This window comes from Streptosporangium amethystogenes (assembly GCF_000721075.1).
GTDB classification, from domain to species: domain Bacteria; phylum Actinomycetota; class Actinomycetes; order Streptosporangiales; family Streptosporangiaceae; genus Streptosporangium; species Streptosporangium amethystogenes.
Genome location: NZ_JOEQ01000011.1, coordinates 54,399 through 75,140, shown reverse-complemented (window position 1 = coordinate 75,140; position 20,742 = coordinate 54,399). Strand labels below are relative to the sequence as shown.

The window sequence follows — 20,742 nt, the reverse complement described above, 5'->3', positions numbered from 1 at the left end:
GAAAACCGCCCGCACCTTTTCGGTGTGAATTTCCCCAGGTCACCGGGGCGGCCGCGGCCCGTCCCCGGCGGCGCGGCCGCCGCACCCGGGGTCAGCGCAGCTGGGGAAGGACCTTCGCGCCGAACGCGTCGATGAAGGCGTCCTGCTCCTGGCCCACATGGTGCAGGTAGATCTCCTCGAACCCCAGGTCCGCGTACTCGTTGATCCAGGCGGCGTGCCGGCCCAGGTCGGAGGAGACGTTGACCGCCTCGGCCACCTTCTCCCGCGAGACGTCCGCGGAGACCACGTCGAAGAGTTCGGCGGTCTCCAGATCCCAGCTCACCGGCGGGGAGAAGACGTTGCTCCGCCACTGGTCGTGGGCGATGTCCATGGCCTCGTCCTCGTTCTCGGCCCAGCTGAGGTGGACCTGGAGTGCCAGCTTTCCGCTGCCTCCGGCGTCCCGATAGGCACCGACGACCTCGCGCAGCCGGTCGACGGGCCCGTTCACGGTGATCAGTCCATCGGCCCACTCCGCGCACCAGCGGGCCGTCTCGGCGCTCACCGCCGCGCCGACCAGCTTCGGCGGGACGTCCGGGCGGCTCCACAGGCGGGCGCGGTCCACGGTCACCAGGCCGTCGTGGCTGACCTCCTCCCCCGCCAGCAGCGCCCGGATGACATCGACGCACTCCCGCAACCGCTGCTTGCGGAGTTCCTTGCGCGGCCAGCGCTCACCGGTGATGTGCTCGTTGCTCGCCTCGCCCGTGCCGAGCGCGGCCCAGAAGCGCCCGGGGAACATCGCCCCGAGGGTGCCGATCGCCTGGGCGATGATCGCGGGGTGGTAGCGCTGCCCGGGGGCGTTGACCACGCCGAACGGCAGGCCGGTGGCCTGCAGCGCCGCACCCAGCCAGGACCAGGCGAACCCCGACTGCCCCTGCCGTGCGCTCCACGGGGAGAAGTGGTCCGACGACATCGCCGCCCCGAACCCCGCCTGCTCGGCCCGGGTGACCGCCTTCAGTAGTTCTGCCGGATGGATCTGCTCGTGTGAGGAGTGAAAGCCGTAGGTCGTCATCGTCCCCGGCTACCCGGAAGAGGGACGTCCATTCCGGAAGGACGCACCCGAGGGACCGGCGGATGGCGGCGGGCTGCGGCGCCACGAGTACGGGCCCAGAGACGGCACGGCCCGGAGGCGCGGTCCCGGCCGGGACCGCGCCCCGGTCTCAGAAGGCCGAGGTGTAGGTGACCAGGGACGGGTAGTCGAGGCGGGTGCCGGCGTTGTAGCAGACGACGTTGCGGACGATCGCGGTGCCACCGCTGGTGGCCCAGAGGGTCAGCAGGTTGCAGAACTCGGGGCCGGGTCCGTACGCGGTGGCCTGGACGTGGTCCTGCAGCACCCCGACCGCGGGGAAGAGCACCATGCGCTGACCGGTCCCGGAGGTCTGGACGGTGTTCACCCCCGCCTGGGAGTTGTAGTTCACCGGCGGAGGCACCGGCGCGTACGGGCCGGGGTTGGCCGGGGTGTTGTCGAAGGTGTAGGCGAAGTTCTTCGGCGGGATCGCCGCGCCGGTGATGGCGCGTTCCCGCTGGTAGGTCAGGGTCCAGCCGGTGTTGAGCGGCGCGCTGGTCGCGTTGTGACAGCGCACCTGGACCACCTGCGCGCCCACGGCCGGGGCCCAGCCGCCGACCTTGCACCGGGCGGGCTGGCCTGGGTCGACCGCGGTGACCTGCAGGTTGCCGGCGAAGCCGCTCGAACCCAGGCCGGGCAGCGTGACGGTCCAGACGCCCCCGCCGCCGGCCACGGTGTTCACGCCTCCGGCCGAGTTGAACTGGGTGGCGATGCCCCCGCCGCTGTAGTGCACGTAGCCGAACGCCTGCGGCGCCGGCAGGGTGCCGGTGCTCTGCTCGAAGACGATGCTGTACGGGGTGAAGACCGGAGCCCCTCCGTACCGGTAGCACTGCACGGCCACCACCAGGTCGACCCCGGACGGCCCCCAGCTCTGCGCCTGGCACCAGTAGGCGTTCGGGGAGATCGCGGTGACGTGGACCACACCGCCGCCGATCGCGATCTGCGGGAACCTCACGAACGTCTGCCCGGCCCCGCCCGGGGTGACGGTGACGTTGAAACCGCCCGGCCAGCTACCGGCCTGGTGGCTGGGGTTGGGAACGCCGGAGGTGACGTCGACGACGGCGAAGCCCCATCTGTTGGGAACGGCCGCCTGCGCGGCCGTGACGCCCGTCGCCAGCATGGCGACGACACAAAGGATTCCCATGGTCACTCTGAGCAACTGACGCATGCGGCTCTCCATTGGCTCGGGGGGTTGGACGACCAGACGTGACGGTGGCACCGGGAGTGCGGTGGCAGAGAATGAACCGTCTGGGATCACAATTCGCTTCGAGTTCTTGATAACCCGCGCGGCATCCCTTGAGAAGACCCAACCTTACCGGGAAGATGACCCATCTTCGCTGATCAGGTCAGTGTTCGGACCAGATGAGCGGATCTTCCCGGGGGAGATCAACGGTCATTTCGCCGAGTACCGTATGAACATGCACAGCCGATCCGCCAGGATCCATGAGACAGGGTGTGAGACCGTGCCGGAGCACGAACCGAACGTTCCGCGTGTCATGTGGCGACTGCTGGAGCCTCTGCACGCCGTCACCTACTTCGCCCCGGAGGCTCGGGCGGCGTCCGACGCGGTCGGCATGCGCGGCTTCTGGATGGGGTACTTCGCGACCAGGGCGGCACCGCTCGGACCGGTCGGCCCCGACGTCGTCACGGCCTCCTTCCACGGCTTCCCGCCGGCCAAGGTCTCCAGGGCACTCCCCGACGCGTGGACGTTCGCGACCCCAGGCGACGTGCTCCGCGCCCGGCTCGACGGGGCGAGGGCGGCGCTGCGGAACCTGCTCACCGACGAGGTGGCCGGCCCGGACGACCTGCGCGCGGCGGCCGACCTCGCCTGGCAGGCCGCCCGGCTCGCCGACACCGCGGGCCGGGTGCTGAGCGCGGCCAACCAGGCCCTGCCCGCGCCGGACGAGCCGCACCTGCTGCTCTGGCAGGCCGCGACCACGCTGCGCGAGCACCGGGGAGACGGGCACGTGGCCGCGCTCGTCGCCCACTGCGTCTCCCCGACTCAGGCCCACCTGCTCAAGGTCGCCGCCGGTGAGACGGACCTGGACCTGCTGCGCGTGGCACGCCCCTGGCCGGCCGAGGAGTGGGAGTCCGGTGCCGCCGCCCTGCGCGAGCGCGGATGGGTCGACGCCTCCGGCACCCTCACGGCCGAGGGCACCCGGGTACGCACGCGGATCGAACGGCTGACCGACGAGGCCGCGGCCGGTCCCTGGCGGGCCCTCGGTGACGAGCGGACCTCCGACCTCGCCCGGCTGCTCCGCCCGCTGACCGAGGCCGTCGTGAAGTCGGGCATCCCGCCGACGCTGAGCCCGATCGGCCTGCCGTCCGGAAGCGAGAACGGCCGGGAGCTCCCGCTCCCGGCCTTCCCCTCAAAGATCAGCTGAGGTCGGGGGCGGCGGGAGACCCGCCGCCCCACCGTGGATCAGCTGAACGGCAGCCGTACGAGGGACTGGTTGCCGACGCCGAGGGCGGTGGTGCCGTTGCCGATGGCGCTCCAGACCTCGACCTTCACCTGGCCTCCCGACAGGTTGCCGAGCGTCCCCGAGGCGGACTGCGGCCCCGCGCCCTGCGTGTAGTGCTCCCAGCCCGTCACCGGGTCGGTGGCGAAGTAGGCGTAGGTCTCCACCCTGTCCCAGCTCCCGTTGCCGGTCAGATCGTAGGAGACGCGGATCTGGGTGCCGTTGGCGACCGTGGTGCCCGCGTCCACGAAGAGGTCGAACGTGGTGGAGCCACCGTTGTGGGTGCCGGTGAGTCCGGTCGCCGTGAAGACCTGCGCGTTGGTCGGGGTGCCGTCGCGGTTGCCGTTGGCGGCGGCCAGCGTGACGGTGCCCGCGCTGCCCGCCGTGCCCGGCAGCCCGCCGCCGGACTGCAGGTAGCGCGTCGCGGTGAAGGGGCCCACCGTCGGAGTCGGGGTGGGGGTGGGCGTGGGAGTCGGGTCGGGGCCGGTGGTGCCTCCGTTCGCGTTACCCCCGCTCCAGGTGAGGGCTCCCGAGGTGACGGTCTTGCCCGCGGGCACGTTGAGCGTCGTACCGTTGGAGAAGGTCACCGTGATCGCGCTGCCGGTGATGTTGGACGCGACATAGGTCCGGGCGCCGTTCTTGCTGAACACCTTGGCCAGCGGGTGGTTGGCGGTCACCGAGTTGTCCACGTTGCCCAGAGCGGCCAGGTTGCGGATCCAGTGGAAGGTGTGGGCCCTGCTCTCCCCCTCCTCCGGGGTGAAGCCGCTGCCTGCCCTGAGGTTCGCCAGTGCCGTGTCGCCGTTGCCCAGGGCGAGGAACTCCCAGATGATGTCCTGCCACACCGTGGGCGGACCGCCGTTGTTGCGTACCAGCTCGTTGTAGTTGGTGGTCACATAGCCGGGGTTGTCGCCCAGGTAGAAGTGCCCGCCGGTGACCGGGAGCATGTTGATGCCCTGGATCATCTCCGGCTCCGCGCTGAACCAGGTGGCGTAGGCGGCGCCGGAGCCCCAGACCATGCCGACGGTGCTGTGGCCGAAGGCGGCGGGGAAGTTCTGGTCGCGCACGTCGAACCAGTACTCCTGGATCGCCGCGTTCTGGGTCGTGTAGATGTAGATGCCCGCGTCGCGGACCGCGGTGTTGCCGGTGGCCTGCCCCCACTGGATGAGGGCGTTGGCGAAGTTCATGCCCTCGGACGAGGACTCCTGGTTGTTGCCCGAGCCGAACGAGCCGTGCCCGGCCGCCCAGTCGTGGCCCGCGTAGATGTCGAAGTCACGCAGGTACGGGAAACGGGTGTCGCCTCGGTCGTAGTTGTTGGCGTCGCGGATCAGCAGGTCCACCATGCCGCCGTACTGGCTGCTCTTCGCCCAGTTGGGGTCGAACTTGGCCAGGGTCGCGGCGGCCGCGATGTAGTAGCCGTAGTGGAAGTGGTGGTCGTTGAGCTCCAGGTCGGAGCCGTACGAGGCCGGGTAGCCGAGCAGGGTTCCCCAGGCCGGGTTGTAGTAGAAGACCCGGGTGGTCTTGCCGGGCGAGGCGGTGAACCAGTCGTTGAGGCGGGTGCGAATGGCGTTCAGCGCGGCGGTGCGCACCGACGTCAGGTTGAGCTGGTCGGCGATCTCCGCGATGCGGGCGGCCCTGCCCAGGCCCTTGCCCGTCCAGTAGGTGTCGTCGCCGCGGTTGTCCATCGGGTTGCCGAGCTCGGCGTTGAGGTGGTTGGTGATCGTGGTGAGGTCGGCGCCCGAGTTGTCGGCCACCGCGGGGACCTCGGGCAGCACACCGGTGTACTTCATCGACGTTCTGAACTGCGTACCGGTGACGATCTTCATCTGACCGCGCGCCGAGACGTAGGTCTGCGCCAGCGGCGTCGAGCCGGTCAGGTGGTTCCACTGGTGCGGGTAGAGCGCGATGACCGTGCCGGTCGCGCTGCCCTGCCTGGCCGTGGTGGTGAAGGCGTACGTCGTGGTGAGCGTGCTGTTGGACGGCGTGTAGGAGTACGAGACCCGGGTGCCGGTGACGTGCGCGTGCGCGTACTGGCCGTAGGTGTTCGCCAGGGCCGCGCGGTCGCCGCCCTCGGGCAGCGCCGCCACCGAGAAGAAGCCCTTGCCCGCGAGGGACGAGCTGATCGTCGTGCCGCTCACCGACCAGGTCGCGCCGGTCGGGGCGTAGGCGACGTAGTCGCGGCCGCCCGCGGTGAAACCGATGGTGGCGCCGCTGTTGGACCAGACCGAGGGGGTGCCGGCCGCGGTGATCTGCGCGTCACCGCCGGTGATCTGGAAGTAGGCGAACGGCAGGCCGTGGCCGATGGTGGCCTTCATGGTCCGGCCGCCCCCGCTCCAGTACGGGGTGACGGTCCAGTCGCTCCAGCCGTCGACCTTGACGTCCGGCGAGTTCAGGCCCGCGACACCGACCCTGATGTTCTCGACGTACGGGTAGTGGTACTCCCCCACCCCGGTGGCGGTGCCGCTGATCTGCGGGGTGGTGTTGTAGGAGAAGCCGAGGCCGCCCGCGAAGGTGTCGTAGGAGATCGGGTGGGCGTGCAGCGGCTCGCCGTACGCGCAGTCGGTCTTCTTGAACAGGATCGACGACCACCAGTCGTTGGTGGGCACTGCTCCGGCGGGGGCGTTGGCCGTCACCCACTGGCGGGGGTTGGTGGAGAGGGAGCCGCAGCCGGTCGGCAGCGAGCGGCCGGCCGGGAGGGTGTCGGCGTAGCTACCGGCGCCGACCGTGGCCGCCTCGGCGGAGTGGGCGGCGCCGAGGCCGAGCAACCCGGCCACCATCGCGACGACCACGCCGACGGCGAGGCGGCTGCGGCGGGTCCGGATGCGGTGGGCGAGTCGTCCTTCGCGGGGGTACGCGTTGTCCGGACCCATGGTCCGGATCGAGGGATCCATTGGGGGGTGCCTCCGGGGAGAGGAGTCGGGCTCCGAAGCGGACCGGAATGAGAGAGCGCTCTCTCACCGCAAAGTAACGGCCCGCGTCACAGCAGTCAACGTTTCACGTTGGTAACGAATAAGTAAAGAGCAGATATGCAGGCGGGACGGCATAGGCCCATAAAACAGGGCGTTCCAGCGCACGGCACCCGCACCTCGCACCCACGGGCGACCCATCGGCCCGCTGGCCAACAATCAAGGAATGCGCCTATCCTGATCTGAGAGCGCTCTCAGCACTGATCGATATCCAGCGTCGGTCGGTCGTCGGCCGCACCCACTTCCAGCTCCCGCGCGGCCTTCCCCGCCGGCCCCGGCCCCTCCGCCCACGCGCGCCGCCCGGCGCGCGCCCGCCCATCGGCGAGGCGGCCGCAACTGGCCGGACGGTGACAAAATCAAGGCTGGACACTCAGCGTGATGGCTAATTTACTTTGCGTGACCGTCCAGGCACTCCCGCCCCAGGAGAGATCATGCGAAGCAGGAAGCTCATGACCACCGCCCTGAGCGTCGCCGTCGGCATCGCGGGCCTGACCGCGCTGACCGTCGCCGCCCCGGCCACGGCCTCCGTACCGGCCGCCGCCGACTTCACGGGCTACCAGATCGTCAAACTCCCGAACGCCAACGTCCCCAACTTCCAGCGCCGCGTGGTCCGCTGCCCCGCGGGGAAGAAGGCCGTCGGCGGCGGCGCCGAGGCACAGGGCAACCAGGCCGTCCTGGTGGGTTCCTTCCCCACCGACGACGGCGGCGGCTGGATCGGTCTCGGCCGCCAGCCCGGTTACAACGACGTCGGCATCAGCGTCTACGCGATCTGCGCCAACGTCGGCTGATCACCACCACCCCGGAGGATCGCGGGCTCAGGTCCTGGCCGTGACGGCCCGGATCTGGGCCTTTCCCCGAAACCGGGGGTTCGGCGGCGATCCGTTCCTCCGGCCGACCACGTTCTTCTTCGCCCCCGTTCCCGGGGAACAGCGCTTCGCCCCCACCGGCCGCCGGACCGTCACATGCCCACGAGGCCCGCATGACCTACCATCTAACGGTGCCACAACCAGGCGAGTTCACCGACCGCGCCCAGCACGCTCCGGCGTCCGGGGGCACCGAGTCCGGCTCGCTCGCCCATGACCGGGGAGAGCGCCGGCCGCCCTCGGCCGAGCGCATCGGGCGGGCGATGACGGCGTTCGCCGCGGGCGACGCGCTGGGCGTCCCCTGGGAGGGCTCGGACCCGACGGCGATCGACGCCGACCACATCGACGAGATCCCGGCCACCCGGCAGGGCTGGCCGCGCGGCGCGACCTCCGATGACACCGCCCAGATGCTCCTGGTCTGCGAGTTGCTAGCCGACACCGAGGGGAACCCGACCGCCGAGGCCTTCCTGACCCGGCTCGCCGCCGCGGCGGACGAGATCCGCGGCATCGGCCCGACCACCCGCCGCGCCCTGGCCCACTTCGGTAAGACCGGCACGCTACCCGAGCCGATCCCCGGCGAGCGCCCCACCAACGGCGCGGCGATGCGCATGCTCCCGGTCGGCTGGACCACTCCCGCCGCCGAGGAGGACCTGCGCCGTCACCTGGTGGAGGCACTGGCGATCGGCACCCACCGCGCCCCGGAGGCCATCGCCGCCGCCTGCCTCGTCGCCGCGATGGCCGCGTGGGCGATCGAGGGCGCGGGAATCGACGCGGTCCTGGCCGCCGCCGAGGCCGAGGCCGGCTGGGTCGCCGGCCGCTACGGGGAGCCCACCGCCGTCCGCGCCGCCCTCGCCGGCACCTGGACCCCTCCCGCCGGAGGCGTCGGCCTCGACGCGCTGGAGACGACCGCCGCCGTGGTCCACGTCCTGAGCACGGCAACGGATCTGGACTCGGCGCTGCACCACTCCGTCCTCCTCGGCGGCGACACCGACACCGTCGCCGCGCTGGTCGGCGGAGTCCGCGGCGCGCTGGCCCCGGACGAGCTCGACGCCCTCACCTGGCTCCCCCTGGTGGACTTCGACCGCCCCACCGACCTGGTCGAGCGGCTCCACCGGCTGAGCATCGCCCGGCACAGTCGATGACCCCTCGTCACCTGTACGACGACGGCGAGGTCAGGATCAGCGCGGCACCCTTCTCGCCGATCATCATCGACGGGGCCTGGGTGTTGCCGCTGATGATGTTCGGCATGATCGAGGAGTCGATCACCCGCAGTCCGGACATGCCGTGTACGCGCAGCTCGGGGTCGACGACGGCCAGCTCGTCCACGCCCATCTTGCAGCTCCCGACCGGGTGGTAGTCGGTCTTGGCCCACTTGCGGATGAACGCGCGGATGTCCGCGTCGCTCCGGACCGATGCGCCGGGCAGCCTCTCGTCCTTGAGCAGGCCCTTGAACGCGGGCGCGTCGAAGACCTCGCGCATCCGGTGGAAGCTCTCGACCGCGATATCCCAGTCGCGCGGGTCGTCCAGGTAGTTCGGGTCGACTGCCGGAGGGGCGTCCAGGTCCTTGGAGACCAGACGCACCGAGCCGCGGCTGCGGGGCCGGACATTACAGGCCAGCAGCGTCACGCCGTGGCCGGGGACGTGCGCGGCCGTGCGCGAGTTGTCCTTCCACACCACGTAGGCGGGCAGGAAGTGGAGCTGGATGTCCGGCGAGGTCACCTGCTCGGAGCTGCGGATGAACGCGCCGGCCTCGGTGATCGTCGCGGTCGCGGGCCCCGTCCGGTACAGGCCGTACTGCACCGCGTGCCGCAGCGCCCGGTCCCACCTGTCCTCGCCGCTGTAGCTGATGGGCTTCGCGCACTCGCGCGTGATGTAGACCTCAAGCTGGTCGTGCAGGTTCCTGCCCACCCCGGGAAGGTCCTGGACGACGTCGATGCCGAGTGCGCGCAACTCGTCGGCGGGGCCGATGCCCGACCTCAACAGCAGGCGCGGCGAGTTGATCGCCCCGGCGCTCACGATGACCTCGGCGTCGGCGAAGACCGTCTCCTGGCGCCCGCCGCGCAGGTAGGTCAGCCCGCCCACCCGGCCGTTCTTGACGATCAGCCGGTCGGCCCGCGCGCCGGTGAGCACCGTCAGGTTCGGGCGGTGCCGCACGGACCGCAGGAACGCCGACGACGCGCTCTCCCGGCGCGCCTTGCGCTGGGTGACCTGGTGGTAGAAGACCCCGTCCTGGGTGGCCCCGTTCGGGTCGGCCGTGTACGCGATGCCGACCTCCTGCGCCGCCCGCAGGAACGCCGCCGACATCGGGTTGTGCTGTACCTGGTCGCTCACGTGCAGCTCGCCGCCGGTGCCGTGGTAGGCGTCCGCGAGCCGCTCGTTGTCCTCGTGCGCGGTGAAGTACGGCAGGACGTCGTCGTATCCCCAGCCCTTGTTGCCGAGGTCGCGCCAGGTGTCGTAGTCCTCGCGGTTGCCACGGACGTAGAGCATCGCGTTGATCGAGGTGCTGCCTCCCAGGACCCGGCCCTGCGGCAGGAACATCCGCCGGTCGTTGAGGTTCTTCTGCGGGACGGTGTCGAAGATCCAGTTGACCTTCGTGCCCATCAGCTTGGAGAAGCCCGCGGGAATGGTGATGAGGGGCGACCGGTCGCTCCCGCCCGCTTCGAGCAGGAGCACGCGCGCCTCCGGGTCGGCGCTCAGCCGGTTCGCCAGGACGCAGCCGGCGGCTCCGGCTCCGACGATGACGTAGGTGTAGGTGGTGCGTGGCATGATGCCTGTCCTCTCAGGGATTGGGATGCTCAGTCGCGCCGAGCGAGGCTGTGATCGACGCCGCGGCGGCGCGGAGCCGGCCCTGGTCGGTGGCCTCGGCCACCCCGGCCAGCCCGAGGGCCGCCGTGTCCGCGGCGTCGAGCCGGGACTGGCCGACGACCGCCCAGACCGGGACGCCGACGCCCGCAGCCCGCCGGGTGACACCGGAGATCACCTTGCCGTCGGCGGTCTGCGCGTCGAGACGCCCCTCACCGGTGACGACCGCGTCGGCCCCGGCCAGGAGCGCGTCGAAACCGACCAGGTCCAGAACGGTCTCGATGCCGGAGACGAGCCGTGCGTCGTAGGCCGCCCACAACGCGCCGGACAGCCCGCCCGCCGCCCCGGTGCGGGCGCGCCCGCGCGGGTCGCGGGGCAGTGCCGCCGCCGTCTCGTGCAGGCGGTCGGTGAGCCGCGCGACGAGGTCGGGATCGGCGCCCTTCTGGGGCCCGAACACCCGGGCGGAGTTCTCGAACGGGGTCGCGACATCGCACAGGACGACGAGCTCGACCCCGTCCAGGCCGCCTCCGGCCTCGATGGCCGCGCAAGCGCCGGCGCCCCCGTCCGTGCAGGCGCTGCCCCCGACCCCGAGCAGGACGCGGCGCGCGCCCGCCGCCACGGCGGCGACGATCAGGTCACCGGTTCCGGCGCTGGTCGCCGACCATGCGTCGAGCCGCTCAGGGGCGAGCAGGGTGAGCCCGCTCGCCGTCGCCGTCTCGACGACGGCGGTGCGTCCCCCGTTCGTCAGCAGGAACCCGCCCTCGATCCGGTCACCGAGAGGACCGCGTGCCGCGGCTCGGACGAGCTCGCCACCCAGGGCGCGGCGCAGCACGTCACGGGTGCCCTCGCCGCCGTCGGCCAGCGGGCAGGGCAGCGCCCTGCCGCCGGCGTCCGCGACCCCCACCGCGAGCGCGTCGGCCACGGTGGCGGCGTCCATCGTGCCCTTGAACGAGTCGGGTGCGAGCAGCACCCGTGCGGGCCCGGTCATGGCAGGCACCTTTCGGCCCTTCCCCGCTGCGTCCTCGTCCGGGTTCCCGCCTGGTCGAGGCCGGGTCGTCGCGGGTCCATGACTACGCCTCGAACCCGGCGACCGCGAGGAACGAGCGCATCCGCCGCGCCGCCGTCGCGGGGTCGGCGAACGCGCCCGCCCGGTCGGCGAGGACGAACAGCCTCACCAGATGGGGTACCGAGCGGAGGGTCTGCGCGCCGCCGACGAGGTGGAAGTGATCCTGGTGGCCGTTCAGCCAGGCCAGGAAGACCACGCCCGTCTTGTAGGCCGAGGTCGGGCTCGCGAACAGGTGCCGGGCCAAGGGAACCGTCGGTTCGAGCAGCGCGGCGTACCCGTCGAGGTCGCCGGCGTCGAGCCGGGCGAGCGCGGCCCGCGCGGGCGCGGCGATCGCGTCGAACACGCCGAGGAGCGCCTCGCTGTGACCGTGCTCGTCGCCCCGGATCAGTTCGGCGTAGTTGAAGTCATCCCCGGTGAACATGGCGACGCCCTCGGGCAGCCGCCGCCGCAGGTCGACCTCGCGTCCCGCGTCGAGCAGGGAGATCTTGATCCCCCGGACGCGTCCGGGGTGCTCGGTGAGGATCGCCAGGACCGTCTCGGTGGCCCGGTCGAGGTCGGCACCACCCCAGTATCCGGCCATGACGGGGTCGAACGCCTCGCCCAGCCAGTGCAGCATGACCGGTCCATCGACCTGGTCGAGGACCTTGCCGTACACCTCGTGATAGTCGTCGGCCCCCCGCGCGACGGCGGCGAGGTGACGGCTCGCCATGATCACCGGGGTGCCGCCGGACTGGCTGATCCAGCCGGCCTGCTCCAGGTACGCCTCGGCGATGTCGCCGAGACTCCAGCGGCCCGTCGGGGCAAGCTGGTCGGTCATCGCTCCGCAGACCAGCGCCCCACCGACGGCGCGCGCCTCGGCCCCCGACCGGGCGATCAGCTCGCGGGCGTCCGCCCAGTCCAGGCCACCACCGCGCTGCGCGGTGTCCATGGCGTCGGCGACGCCCAGGCCCAGGGACCACAGGTGCCGGCGGAACGCCAGCGTGGACTCCCAGTCCAGCCCCGGCGGGTCGTGCAGCGGGTCGGCCACGACGTGCGCGGCGGCGTACACCGTGCGGGAGGTCGGCGGGCCGCCGGTGAAGTCGTGTACCGGGGACCGGTCGGCCAGGACGTGGGTGCGCTTCCCGCCGTCCGGTGCCGGCAGCATGATCCTGACATCGCTCATCACGAACCCGCCGTCCCCGTCGTCCGCCAGGCGCTCCCGAGGGGCCGGTCCACGAAGATCTCCTTGTCCATCACGGTGAGGGGGTCCGCGACCTTCACCCCGTTGCCGAGCGGGTCGAGGACCTGGGTCTGGGGGTCGACGCCGGGTGCGACCTCGATGAGCACCAGCCCGTCCGGGCCGAGCTCGAAGACCGCCCGTTCGGTGACGTACAGGACCCGCTGGCCGCGTCGGCGCGCCTCGGCCGCGCTGAACGTCACCTGGTCGACCGTGTCGACGAACTTCCGGTGCCTGCCCTCGACGCGGATGTCCAGGCTTCCGTCGGCGGGCACAGCCTGGAGCCCGCCCGCGTTGAACGTGCCGCAGAAGACCACGGTCGAGGCGTTCTGCGAGATATTGACGAACCCGCCGGTGCCAATGATCCTGCCGCCGAACTTGGACACGTTGACGTTGCCCGCCCGGTCGATCTGGGCGAAGCCCAGGAAGCAGATGTCCAGACCGCCGCCGTCGTAGAAGTCGAACTGCGCGGGCTGGTCCAGGATCGCGACCGGGTTCGTGGCGACGCCGAAGATGACCCCGCGGGCCGGCACACCGCCGACGAGCCCCTGCTCGATCGTGAGTGTGAAGTCCTCGACCCAGCCCTCCTCGGCGGCGACGGCCGCGACCCCGTCGGCGATCCCGACGCCGAGGTTGACGACGTCCCCGTCGGCGATCTCGCGCAGCGCCCGCCGCGCGACGACCTTGCGCTGGTCGAGCGGGAACGGCGGCAGCGACGAGAGCGCGGCCTTGGTGGCCCCGGCGAACGCGGGGTTGTACTCGTGCGTCACCACCTGCCGCTGCTCGGGGTTGACGACGACGACGTCGACGCACATGCCCGGCACGACGACGTCGCGCGGATCGAGCGAGCCCCCTTCGGCGACGTACTTCACCTGGGCGATGATGAGGCCGCCGCTGTTCCGCGTGGCCTGGGCGATGGCGAGCATCTCCAGCCGGGCGGCCTCCTGCTCGGAGGTGATGTTTCCGTCCTCGTCCGCGGTGGTGCCGCGGATGAAGCAGACGTCGATCGGCAGCGACGGGTAGAGCAGCCACTCCTGCCCGCGCAGGCTCACCACCTCGACGAGTTCCTCGGTGGTGCGGTCGTTGAGCCTGCCACCCTCCAGGCGCGGGTCGCAGAACGTGCCGATGCCGACGTGCGTGAGCACCCCGGGACGGCCCGCCGCGATGTCGCGGAAGAGCTGGCTCATGACGCCCTGCGGGAAGTTGTACGCCTCGAACTCCCCTGCCGCGGCCATCGCGCTCATCTTCGGGGCCATGCCCCAGTTGCCGGCGATGATCCGGCGGGCGAGGCCGGGCAGCGCGAGATGGTCCATGCCGCCGCCTTCGCGGTCCCCGATGCCCGTGGTGTGCACGAGCGTGAGGCCGGCCGGGGAGCCGGTCTCACGAAACCGGTTTCCCAATGCCCGGAGCAGCATGTCCGGTTCGAGCAGTCCTCCGCCGGAGCCGCCGATCGCGACGGTGGCCCCGGCATCGATCATCGCGACCGCCTCCGCCGCGGTGCGGAATTCCGGCCGCCCGCGGCGGCTCCTGTCCGACGATGACATCAGGCCATCACCCCTCCGCCGTTGAGGTGCAGCACCTGGCCGTGGTAGAGCGCGGCGTCGTCGGAGGCGAGGAACGCCACGGTGGGCGCGATCTCCTCGGGCGTCGCGAGCCTGCCGATGACGAGGTCACCGGTGCGTTCCCGCTTCCACTCCTCGGTCGCCCAGGGGGTGATGAACGGAGTGTCCACCGGCCCCGGGGCGATCGCGTTGACGCGGACCGCCGGCCCGACCTCGCGGGCCAGCGCCCGGGTGAGCCCGGCGACGCCGGCCTTGGCGGCACAGTAGCTGACGTAGTCGCGGGCGCCCTTGAAGGCCAGCTGCGACGAGACGTTGACGATGACGCCCGCCCCCCGTTCGAGCATCGATCCGAGCACGTGACGGCTGCACAGGAAGACGCCGTCGAGGTCGACGGTCAACGTCTTCCGCCACTCTTCGAGGGAGATCTCGGCGAGCCGTCCGGGAGCCATGTACCCGGCGTTGTTCACCAGGACGTCGATCGGCCCCAGCTCGGAGCCGACCCGGGCGACCATCCCCTCGACGGCGTCCCAGTCGGTGATGTCGGCCTCGACGGCCATCGCGGCCGTCCCCGCCTCCGTGAGCCGGCGCACCCGCTCGGCGGCCTCGCCGGCCTGGCCGAGATGGTGAACGGCGACCCGCGCCTCGGACGCCGCGAACGCGTCCACGATCGCGGTGCCGAGACCGCCGAGCGCCCCGGTCACCAGCACGGTCCTGCCACGCAGCGACGGGTGGGCGGTGGTCGTGGTTGCCTGCGCGTTCACGCGGTGTACCAGTCCTTTCTGCGCGTACGGCCGACCTGGACGGTCTTGTTCTCGGTGAAGAACTCCATGCCCTCGCGGCCGAACTCGGCCTGGTAGCCGCTGTCACGGCGACCGCCGAGCGGGAGCTCGGGGAAGGCGTCGGTGGAGCCGTTGATCCACACGGTGCCGGTGCGCAGCCGGAGCGTCAGGTCCAGCGCCTCGCGCAGATCATTGCTCCACACCGAGGCGGCCAGGCCGTACGCCGAGGCGTTGGCGCGCGTGACCGCCTCGTCGAGCGAGGTGAAGGACTGCACGACGGTGACCGGCCCGAACAGTTCCTCGCGGGCCGCGGTCGAGCCGTCGTCGTCGGTCGCCAGCACCGTCGGCGCGAGGAACGGGCGCGCTCCGGTGGCCTCCGGCGCGGAGGGGTCCCCACCGGCCAGCACCCGCACGCCTTCCTGCCTGGACGTCTCGATCGCCGCGCTCACCCCGTCGAAGTGCTGCTGGGAGATCAGCGGGCCCATCTGGGTGGCCTCCGACCACGGGTCGCCGAGGAGGAGACCCGCCGCCCTCGCGGCGAGACGCTCGCCCAGCTCGTCCGCGACGGACGCGTCGGCGAGGATCCGCGACCCGGCGACGCACACCTGTCCCTGGTTGAAGAACGCGGCGAACGTCAGCCCCGCGACGACCTCGTCCAGGTCGGCGTTCGCCGTCACCAGGACCGGGGTCTTGCCGCCCGCTTCCAGGGCGACGCGCTTGAGCCGCTGCGAGCCCGCGTGCGCGGCGATGTGCCGGCCGGTCGCGGTCGAGCCGGTGAAGCTGACGACGTCCACCTCGCGGTGGGCGACGAGCGCCGCGCCCGCGGGGCCCTCACCGAGGACCACCGAGACCGCGTCGGGCTCCAGGCCGGCCTCGTACAGCAGCGAGACGACGGCGAGTGCGGTGAGCGGGGTCAGCGGGCTCGGCTTGACCACGACGGTGCAGCCGGCGGCCAGTGCGGGCGGCAACTTCTGCCCGAGGATGCCGAGCGGGAAGTTCCACGGGACGATCAGGCCCGCGACCCCGGCGGGCTCCCGCACGGTGAACGCGAACACCGACGCGTCGATGTCACGGACCGTCCGTCCGTTGACGTCCCTGGCCAGCCCGGAGAAGTACTCGAACGCGTTGACGGCCGCGGCGACCTCGCCGCGGGCCTCGCGGATCGGTTTGCCCGTCTCCAGCACGACCAGTTCGGCCAGGTCGTCCGCGCGGGCCTCCATCAGCTGCGCCGTCCGGGCCAGGACGCGGGCGCGGTCGCGGCCGGAGGCCCGTCCCCACCGCCCGGTGTCGAAACTGCTCCGGGCGCGGGCGACCGCGGCCTCGACCACGGAGGTCGACTCGTCGCCCGCCCGGAACAGGGGCTGTCCGGTGGCCGGGCTGATCCGGACCGTGCCCTCGCCCTGCGGGGCGACGGCGCTGCCGCCGACCAGCGAGCCGAGGAGCGGCGGGCCGTCCCCGGCGGGCACTTTGGCACGGTCCAACAGGTCACCGAGGTCGCGTCCGGCGACGTCGAGGGGGAATCCAGTGGTGTTCACGATGCTCTCACTTCGTTGTCGTGGACCTGCGCTTGACGAACGCCTCTTTCCGCCGGCGCGAGGCGTCCGAGAAGCTGAAGAACGCGGCGAGAGTCGGCTCGGCCGTCACCCGGGTCTGGTATCCGGCCAGAATGTCCTTGACGACCCGCAGCGCGAGCGGTTCGCAGGCGATGACGGCCGTGACGAGCTCCTCGACGGTCTCTTCGAGCCGGTCGGCCGGTACGGCGTGCGTGACGAGGCCGATGCGCGCCGCCTCGGCTCCGGAGATCGCCGTCGCGGTGAGGAACAGCCGGCGCGCCTGGGCCAGCCCGACCGTGTCCACCAGCCGGGCGATGCCGCCCCACGCCGTCAGGTTCCCCAGCCTCGTCTCGGGGTAGCCGAGGCCGGCGTCCTCGGTGGTGACGCGCAGGTCGCAGGCGAGCGCCAGCTCCAGGCCGCCGCCGAGCGCGCTGCGCTCGATCATCGCGACGGTGGGCACGCTCAGCGCGGCGAGCCGTGCGAAGGTGGCCGTGCCGAGGCGTGACAGCCGATCGGCGGTGACCGGGCCCGGGTCCGCCCAGTCGGCGATGTCGGCGCCCGCGCAGAAGAAGCCGTTGCTCCCGCGCAGTACCACCACCCGGATCCGCGGGTCGGCCTCGATCGCGCCGAGTGCCTCGCCGAACGATTCGAGCATGGCCTCATCGAGCGAGTTGCGCTTGGCGTAGCGGTCCAGGGTCAGGGTCGCCAGACCCCGCTCGTCGACGTCGAGAAGTACCGGCATCAGCGCCGTCCCCGGGCTACCTGGTCGATCAGCAGGGCGATGATGATCGCGGAGCCGACGGCGACCTGCTGGTAGAACGCCTGGACGTTCAACGTGGTCAGGCCGGCGGTCAGCGTCGCGATGATGATCGCGCCGAACGCCGCGCCGTACATGCTGCCCTCGCCGCCGGCGAGCTTCGTACCGCCCATGACGGTGGCGGCGATGGCCGTCAGCAGCAGGTCCGCGCCGAGCGTCGGGTCGGCCGCGCCGAGACGGGCGACCAGGATGGTCCCGGCCAGCCCGGCCGCCGCGCCGGAGAGGACGTAGGCCGCCGCGGTGTAGCGCTTGACGTTGATGCCGGCCAGCCGCGCGACCTCGGCGTTCCCGCCGACGGCGGTCAGGTGCTCGCCGAACACGGTCCGCTTCAGGCACACGGCCGCGACGATCGTGAGCAGGACGAACAGCAGCACCGGGATCGGGACCCCGGCGATCCGGCCGGCCAGGGCGTCCTGGAAGCCGGTCGGGATGTCGTACACGGCCTGGCCGCCCGCGATGATCAGGGCGATCCCGGCGTAGATGCTCATGCTGCCGAGCGTCACGATGAACGGCGTGATGTTCGTCATCGTGATGAGGAGCCCGTTGACCAGACCGGCCAGGGCGCCGACCGCGATGCCGCCGATGATGGCGAGCGGCACCGGCAGCGAGTGCGACAGCAACCCGCTGACCACCGCGCACATCGCGACGGTCGAGCCGATGGACAGGTCGATGCCGCCGGTGATCAGGACGAACGTCTGCCCCAGCGCCAGGACGCCGACCACCGATGCCTGCAGCAGGATGTTCATCAGGTTGCCGCCGTCGAGGAACAGCGGCCTGGCGAGCCCGAAACCGAGGACGAGGACGAGGATGACGCCGACCAGCCCGGCCTGACGTGCGGTCGCGGCGACGTCGAGGCGTCCCCGCACGGCGGACAGCGGCGTCTCGGTCGCCGATTTCCGCTCGAGGGTGGTGTGGTTGCTCATGGTTCTCCTTGGACCGTCAGCTCGCCGCGGCGTGGTGGACGATGGCTTCTTCCGAGATCTGCGACCGGCTGAGTTCGGCGACGATGCGTCCGCGGCGCATCACCACCACCCGGTCGCTCATCCCGATTACTTCGGGAAGGTCCGACGAGACCATCACGATGGCCTTGCCCTCCTCGGCGAGCTCTCGTATGAGTGCGTGGATCTCCCCCTTGGCGCCGACGTCGACGCCGCGGGTGGGCTCGTCGAAGATGAAGATGTCGCTGGCGGTCTTCAGCCAGCGGGCGAGGACCACCTTCTGCTGGGTGCCACCGCTCAGCTTGCCGACCGGATAGCCGGGGTCGATGTCGGCGTTGAGCTGCGTCAGCAGCGCGCGGGTCTGCTCGCGCTGCGCGCGCCGGTCCAGCAGGCCGCGCCGGCGCGGCGGCTTGATCAGTGTCGCGTTGGACGCCGCGCTCATGTGGAGCACGAGGCCCTGGTGCTTACGGTCCTCGGGCAGGAACGCGATCCCCGCCTTGACGGCGTCCGCAGGGGAGCCGATGTGGACGCGTTCCCCTCTGATCCACACCGCGCCGCCCGTCACCCGGTCCGCGCCGATCAGCCCGCGGACCAGCTCGGTCCGTCCCGCACCGACCATTCCCGCCAGGCCGACGATCTCACCGCGCCGGACCGACAGCGAGCAGTCGGCGACGCCCTCGGCGCTGGACAGGCCCTCGATCCGCAGGATCTCCTCGCCGGGGCCTTCGGAACGTTCCACCCTGCTGATCGCGTCGACGTTCCGGCCGACCATCAGCTTGACCAGGTCGGTCTCGTTCTTGATCTCCGCCCGGGTACGGGTGCCGACAAGCGTGCCGTCGCGCAGCACGGTGACCCGGTCCGACAGCGCCATGACCTCGGCGAGCCGATGCGAGACGTAGATGATGCCGCGGCCCTCGGCGCGGAGCCGTTCGAGCAGGGCGAAGAGCTGCTCGCTCTCCTGCGTGGTCAGCGAGGCGGTCGGCTCGTCCAGGATGATCAGGCGCGCGCCGACGGCCAGCGCCCGGGCGATCTCGACGAGTTGCTGCTGGGCGACGCTGAGCCGCCGCACGGGGATGTCCATCCGGGCGTCGAAACCGAGCCGTCCGAGGGACTTCTCCGCCCGTTCGCGGGCCTCACGCCAGTCGATGAACCCGGCACGGGCCTTCTCCCGTCCCAGCACGACGTTCTGGACCGCCGTGAACTGCGGTACCAGGCTCAGTTCCTGGTGAACCATGGCGAGTCCGGCGTGCAGGGCGTCACTGGGCTGGGAGAACGAGCGCCGCTCCCCCTCGAACCAGACCTCGCCGCTGTCGGGCTGCTGGACGCCGAACAGCGTCTTCAGCAACGTCGACTTTCCTGCGCCGTTCTCGCCCAGCAGGGCGTGGATCTCACCGGGGTAGGCGGTCAGGTCGACCTCGTGCAGGGCCCTGACGCCGGGGAAGGATTTGCTGAGTTTCTTGATCTCCAGCATGGGCCGGTCGGTCGTCATCTCATCATCTCGATCGGTACGTGGTTCGAAGGGAGAGGCTCACCCGACGGTCACTTGTAGAGGTCCGTGATGACCTGGCCCTCGGTGTCGTAGAACTGGTCCACGTTCTCCTTGGTGATCAGCTGGGCGGGCGCGACGACCCAGGGGGCGATCTCCTTGCCCTCCAGCAGGCCGATGGCCGACTCGACCGCCCAGAAGCCCTCGTAGTAGGGCAGCGGGCTGACGGTCGCGGCCATCGATTCGTTCCGGACGCCGGAGATCGCCTCCGGAACACCGTCCGTGCCGATCACCGCGACCTTCTTGCCCGACTCCTGGACGGCCTTGGCGACGCCGATCGCCATCGTGTCGTTGTTGGCGTAGATGCCCTTGAGGTTCGGGTTCTGCCGGATGATCTGCTGCGCCGCGGCATAGGAGGCGTTCGCGTCCCAGTTGCCGGGGACGCTGGCGACCAGCTTGAGGTTCGAGTGCTTGGCGACGCCCTCCTTGAAACCCTTGATCCGCAGGATCGCCGCGCTGGAGCCCGACTGCCCCTCGACCTGCGCGACCTCACCGCCGTCGGGGAACAGCTTCGCCAGCTCGTCCGCCGCCTGGATGCCGTTCTCCTCGTGGTTCGGGCCGATGAAGACGGTCGCGGGGACACGGGCGTCGTCGACGTTGACAACGGGCGCCTGCTGCGAGCGCATCTGGTTGAGCGCCGGGTTCAGGTTGGAGGTGCTCTCGGGAGCCACCACGTAGGCGTCGAACTTCTGGCCGACGAGCGTCTGGGCGATCGTGAGCTGCTCGGTCTGGGCCTTCTCGCTGCTCGCGGCCTGAATGGTCACCTCGACCCCGTACTTGTCGGCGGCGGCCTTCGCGCCCTTCTGGATGCCCTGCCAGTACTGGTTCGTGAGGGCCTTGAGGATCACCGCGACCCGGTACTTCTTGGCGGGCTTGAGCTCACCGATGGTCGAGGCCAGGGCGACGCCGTCGAGCGACTTCACGCCTTCCTGGTCGCTGGTGTAGGTGTACGACCCTCCGGCGCCGGACTCCTCGGCGGACGTCGCCGAGCTGCATGCCGAGACACCGAGCGCCAGGATCGACGCCAACGCGATAGCTGCTGTCTTCCTCATTGCTGCTTTCCTTCTAAGGGGGAT

General features: G+C 71.3%; 16 protein-coding genes. 3 read left to right on the top strand and 13 right to left on the bottom strand.

Going from position 1 to position 20,742, the window contains the following annotated elements; genetic code table 11:
* Window positions 1–91 precede the first annotated feature (91 nt).
* Window positions 92–1,048 (bottom strand): TIGR03885 family FMN-dependent LLM class oxidoreductase, encoded by a 957-nt coding sequence (locus IG98_RS0117675; protein WP_030913116.1) that lies wholly within the window; start codon window positions 1,046–1,048, stop codon window positions 92–94.
* Between the two features lie 148 nt (window positions 1,049–1,196).
* Window positions 1,197–2,270, bottom strand: coding sequence for a hypothetical protein (locus IG98_RS0117670; RefSeq protein ID WP_051752317.1), 1,074 nt, complete (start codon window positions 2,268–2,270; stop codon window positions 1,197–1,199).
* A gap of 250 nt (window positions 2,271–2,520) precedes the next feature.
* Here IG98_RS0117670 and IG98_RS0117665 point away from each other — a divergent pair, with 250 nt between their 5' ends.
* Complete coding sequence (locus IG98_RS0117665) at window positions 2,521–3,486, top strand: SCO6745 family protein (protein ID WP_211264009.1); 966 nt, start codon at window positions 2,521–2,523, stop codon at window positions 3,484–3,486.
* Window positions 3,487–3,524: 38 nt separating this feature from the next.
* Here IG98_RS0117665 and IG98_RS0117660 read toward each other — a convergent pair whose 3' ends face one another.
* On the bottom strand, window positions 3,525–6,449 hold the full coding sequence (locus tag IG98_RS0117660; RefSeq protein ID WP_030913110.1) for a glycosyl hydrolase: 2,925 nt from the start codon (window positions 6,447–6,449) through the stop codon (window positions 3,525–3,527).
* A gap of 506 nt (window positions 6,450–6,955) precedes the next feature.
* On the opposite strand from IG98_RS0117660, the gene IG98_RS0117655 reads away from it, so the two are divergent.
* A complete protein-coding gene (locus IG98_RS0117655) occupies window positions 6,956–7,312 on the top strand; it encodes a hypothetical protein (RefSeq protein ID WP_030913108.1) in 357 nt (118 codons plus the stop codon).
* 209 nt (window positions 7,313–7,521) lie between these two features.
* The gene (locus IG98_RS0117650; RefSeq protein ID WP_211264008.1) at window positions 7,522–8,529 is read left to right on the top strand and encodes an ADP-ribosylglycohydrolase family protein; all 1,008 of its coding nucleotides are present in this window, start codon (window positions 7,522–7,524) and stop codon (window positions 8,527–8,529) included.
* A 7-nt stretch (window positions 8,530–8,536) separates the two neighbouring features.
* Here IG98_RS0117650 and IG98_RS0117645 read toward each other — a convergent pair whose 3' ends face one another.
* The 10 genes from IG98_RS0117645 to IG98_RS0117600 all read right to left on the bottom strand — a co-directional run bounded on the left by IG98_RS0117645 (window position 8,537) and on the right by IG98_RS0117600 (window position 20,718).
* On the bottom strand, window positions 8,537–10,153 hold the full coding sequence (locus IG98_RS0117645) for a GMC family oxidoreductase (RefSeq protein WP_030913104.1): 1,617 nt from the start codon (window positions 10,151–10,153) through the stop codon (window positions 8,537–8,539).
* Between the two features lie 13 nt (window positions 10,154–10,166).
* Entirely contained in the window at window positions 10,167–11,177 is a 1,011-nt protein-coding gene (locus IG98_RS0117640) for a glycerate kinase (RefSeq protein WP_030913101.1), read from the bottom strand.
* Window positions 11,178–11,259: 82 nt separating this feature from the next.
* Window positions 11,260–12,417 carry a dihydrodipicolinate synthase family protein gene (locus IG98_RS0117635; protein ID WP_030913099.1) on the bottom strand — a complete coding sequence of 386 codons (1,158 nt, stop codon included), beginning with the start codon at window positions 12,415–12,417 and terminating at the stop codon, window positions 11,260–11,262.
* Entirely contained in the window at window positions 12,417–14,015 is a 1,599-nt protein-coding gene (locus IG98_RS0117630) for an acyl CoA:acetate/3-ketoacid CoA transferase (protein ID WP_051752313.1), read from the bottom strand. The genes IG98_RS0117635 and IG98_RS0117630 overlap by 1 nt, the downstream gene beginning before the upstream one ends.
* Window positions 14,015–14,794: an SDR family NAD(P)-dependent oxidoreductase gene (locus IG98_RS0117625; protein WP_051752311.1), complete on the bottom strand. Its 780-nt coding sequence runs from the start codon at window positions 14,792–14,794 to the stop codon at window positions 14,015–14,017. Before IG98_RS0117625 ends, IG98_RS0117630 begins: the two co-directional genes overlap by 1 nt.
* The gene (locus IG98_RS0117620; RefSeq protein ID WP_169750134.1) at window positions 14,791–16,347 is read right to left on the bottom strand and encodes an aldehyde dehydrogenase family protein; all 1,557 of its coding nucleotides are present in this window, start codon (window positions 16,345–16,347) and stop codon (window positions 14,791–14,793) included. The genes IG98_RS0117625 and IG98_RS0117620 overlap by 4 nt, the downstream gene beginning before the upstream one ends.
* A 7-nt stretch (window positions 16,348–16,354) precedes the next feature.
* Complete coding sequence (locus IG98_RS0117615; protein ID WP_051752309.1) at window positions 16,355–17,107, bottom strand: enoyl-CoA hydratase/isomerase family protein; 753 nt, start codon at window positions 17,105–17,107, stop codon at window positions 16,355–16,357.
* A complete protein-coding gene (locus tag IG98_RS0117610) occupies window positions 17,107–18,105 on the bottom strand; it encodes an ABC transporter permease (protein WP_051752308.1) in 999 nt (332 codons plus the stop codon). The genes IG98_RS0117615 and IG98_RS0117610 overlap by 1 nt, the downstream gene beginning before the upstream one ends.
* A 16-nt stretch (window positions 18,106–18,121) precedes the next feature.
* The gene (locus tag IG98_RS0117605) at window positions 18,122–19,609 is read right to left on the bottom strand and encodes a sugar ABC transporter ATP-binding protein (RefSeq protein WP_030913087.1); all 1,488 of its coding nucleotides are present in this window, start codon (window positions 19,607–19,609) and stop codon (window positions 18,122–18,124) included.
* Window positions 19,610–19,659: 50 nt separating this feature from the next.
* Window positions 19,660–20,718, bottom strand: a complete 1,059-nt coding sequence (locus IG98_RS0117600) for a sugar ABC transporter substrate-binding protein (RefSeq protein ID WP_084195423.1) — start codon at window positions 20,716–20,718, stop codon at window positions 19,660–19,662.
* Between the last annotated feature and the right edge of the window lie 24 nt (window positions 20,719–20,742).

Bases quoted from the DNA above. Each gene is read 5' to 3' on its own strand.
- IG98_RS0117675 (WP_030913116.1), bottom strand. From the start codon at position 1,048: ATGACGACCTACGGCTTTCACTCCTCACACGAGCAGATCCATCCGGCA.
- IG98_RS0117670 (WP_051752317.1), bottom strand. From the start codon at position 2,270: ATGCGTCAGTTGCTCAGAGTGACCATGGGAATCCTTTGTGTCGTCGCC.
- IG98_RS0117665 (WP_211264009.1), top strand. From the start codon at position 2,521: ATGCACAGCCGATCCGCCAGGATCCATGAGACAGGGTGTGAGACCGTG.
- IG98_RS0117660 (WP_030913110.1), bottom strand. From the start codon at position 6,449: ATGGATCCCTCGATCCGGACCATGGGTCCGGACAACGCGTACCCCCGC.
- IG98_RS0117655 (WP_030913108.1), top strand. From the start codon at position 6,956: ATGCGAAGCAGGAAGCTCATGACCACCGCCCTGAGCGTCGCCGTCGGC.
- IG98_RS0117645 (WP_030913104.1), bottom strand. From the start codon at position 10,153: ATGCCACGCACCACCTACACCTACGTCATCGTCGGAGCCGGAGCCGCC.
- IG98_RS0117640 (WP_030913101.1), bottom strand. From the start codon at position 11,177: ATGACCGGGCCCGCACGGGTGCTGCTCGCACCCGACTCGTTCAAGGGC.
- IG98_RS0117635 (WP_030913099.1), bottom strand. From the start codon at position 12,417: ATGAGCGATGTCAGGATCATGCTGCCGGCACCGGACGGCGGGAAGCGC.
- IG98_RS0117630 (WP_051752313.1), bottom strand. From the start codon at position 14,015: ATGTCATCGTCGGACAGGAGCCGCCGCGGGCGGCCGGAATTCCGCACC.
- IG98_RS0117615 (WP_051752309.1), bottom strand. From the start codon at position 17,107: ATGCCGGTACTTCTCGACGTCGACGAGCGGGGTCTGGCGACCCTGACC.
- IG98_RS0117610 (WP_051752308.1), bottom strand. From the start codon at position 18,105: ATGAGCAACCACACCACCCTCGAGCGGAAATCGGCGACCGAGACGCCG.
- IG98_RS0117605 (WP_030913087.1), bottom strand. From the start codon at position 19,609: ATGACGACCGACCGGCCCATGCTGGAGATCAAGAAACTCAGCAAATCC.
- IG98_RS0117600 (WP_084195423.1), bottom strand. From the start codon at position 20,718: ATGAGGAAGACAGCAGCTATCGCGTTGGCGTCGATCCTGGCGCTCGGT.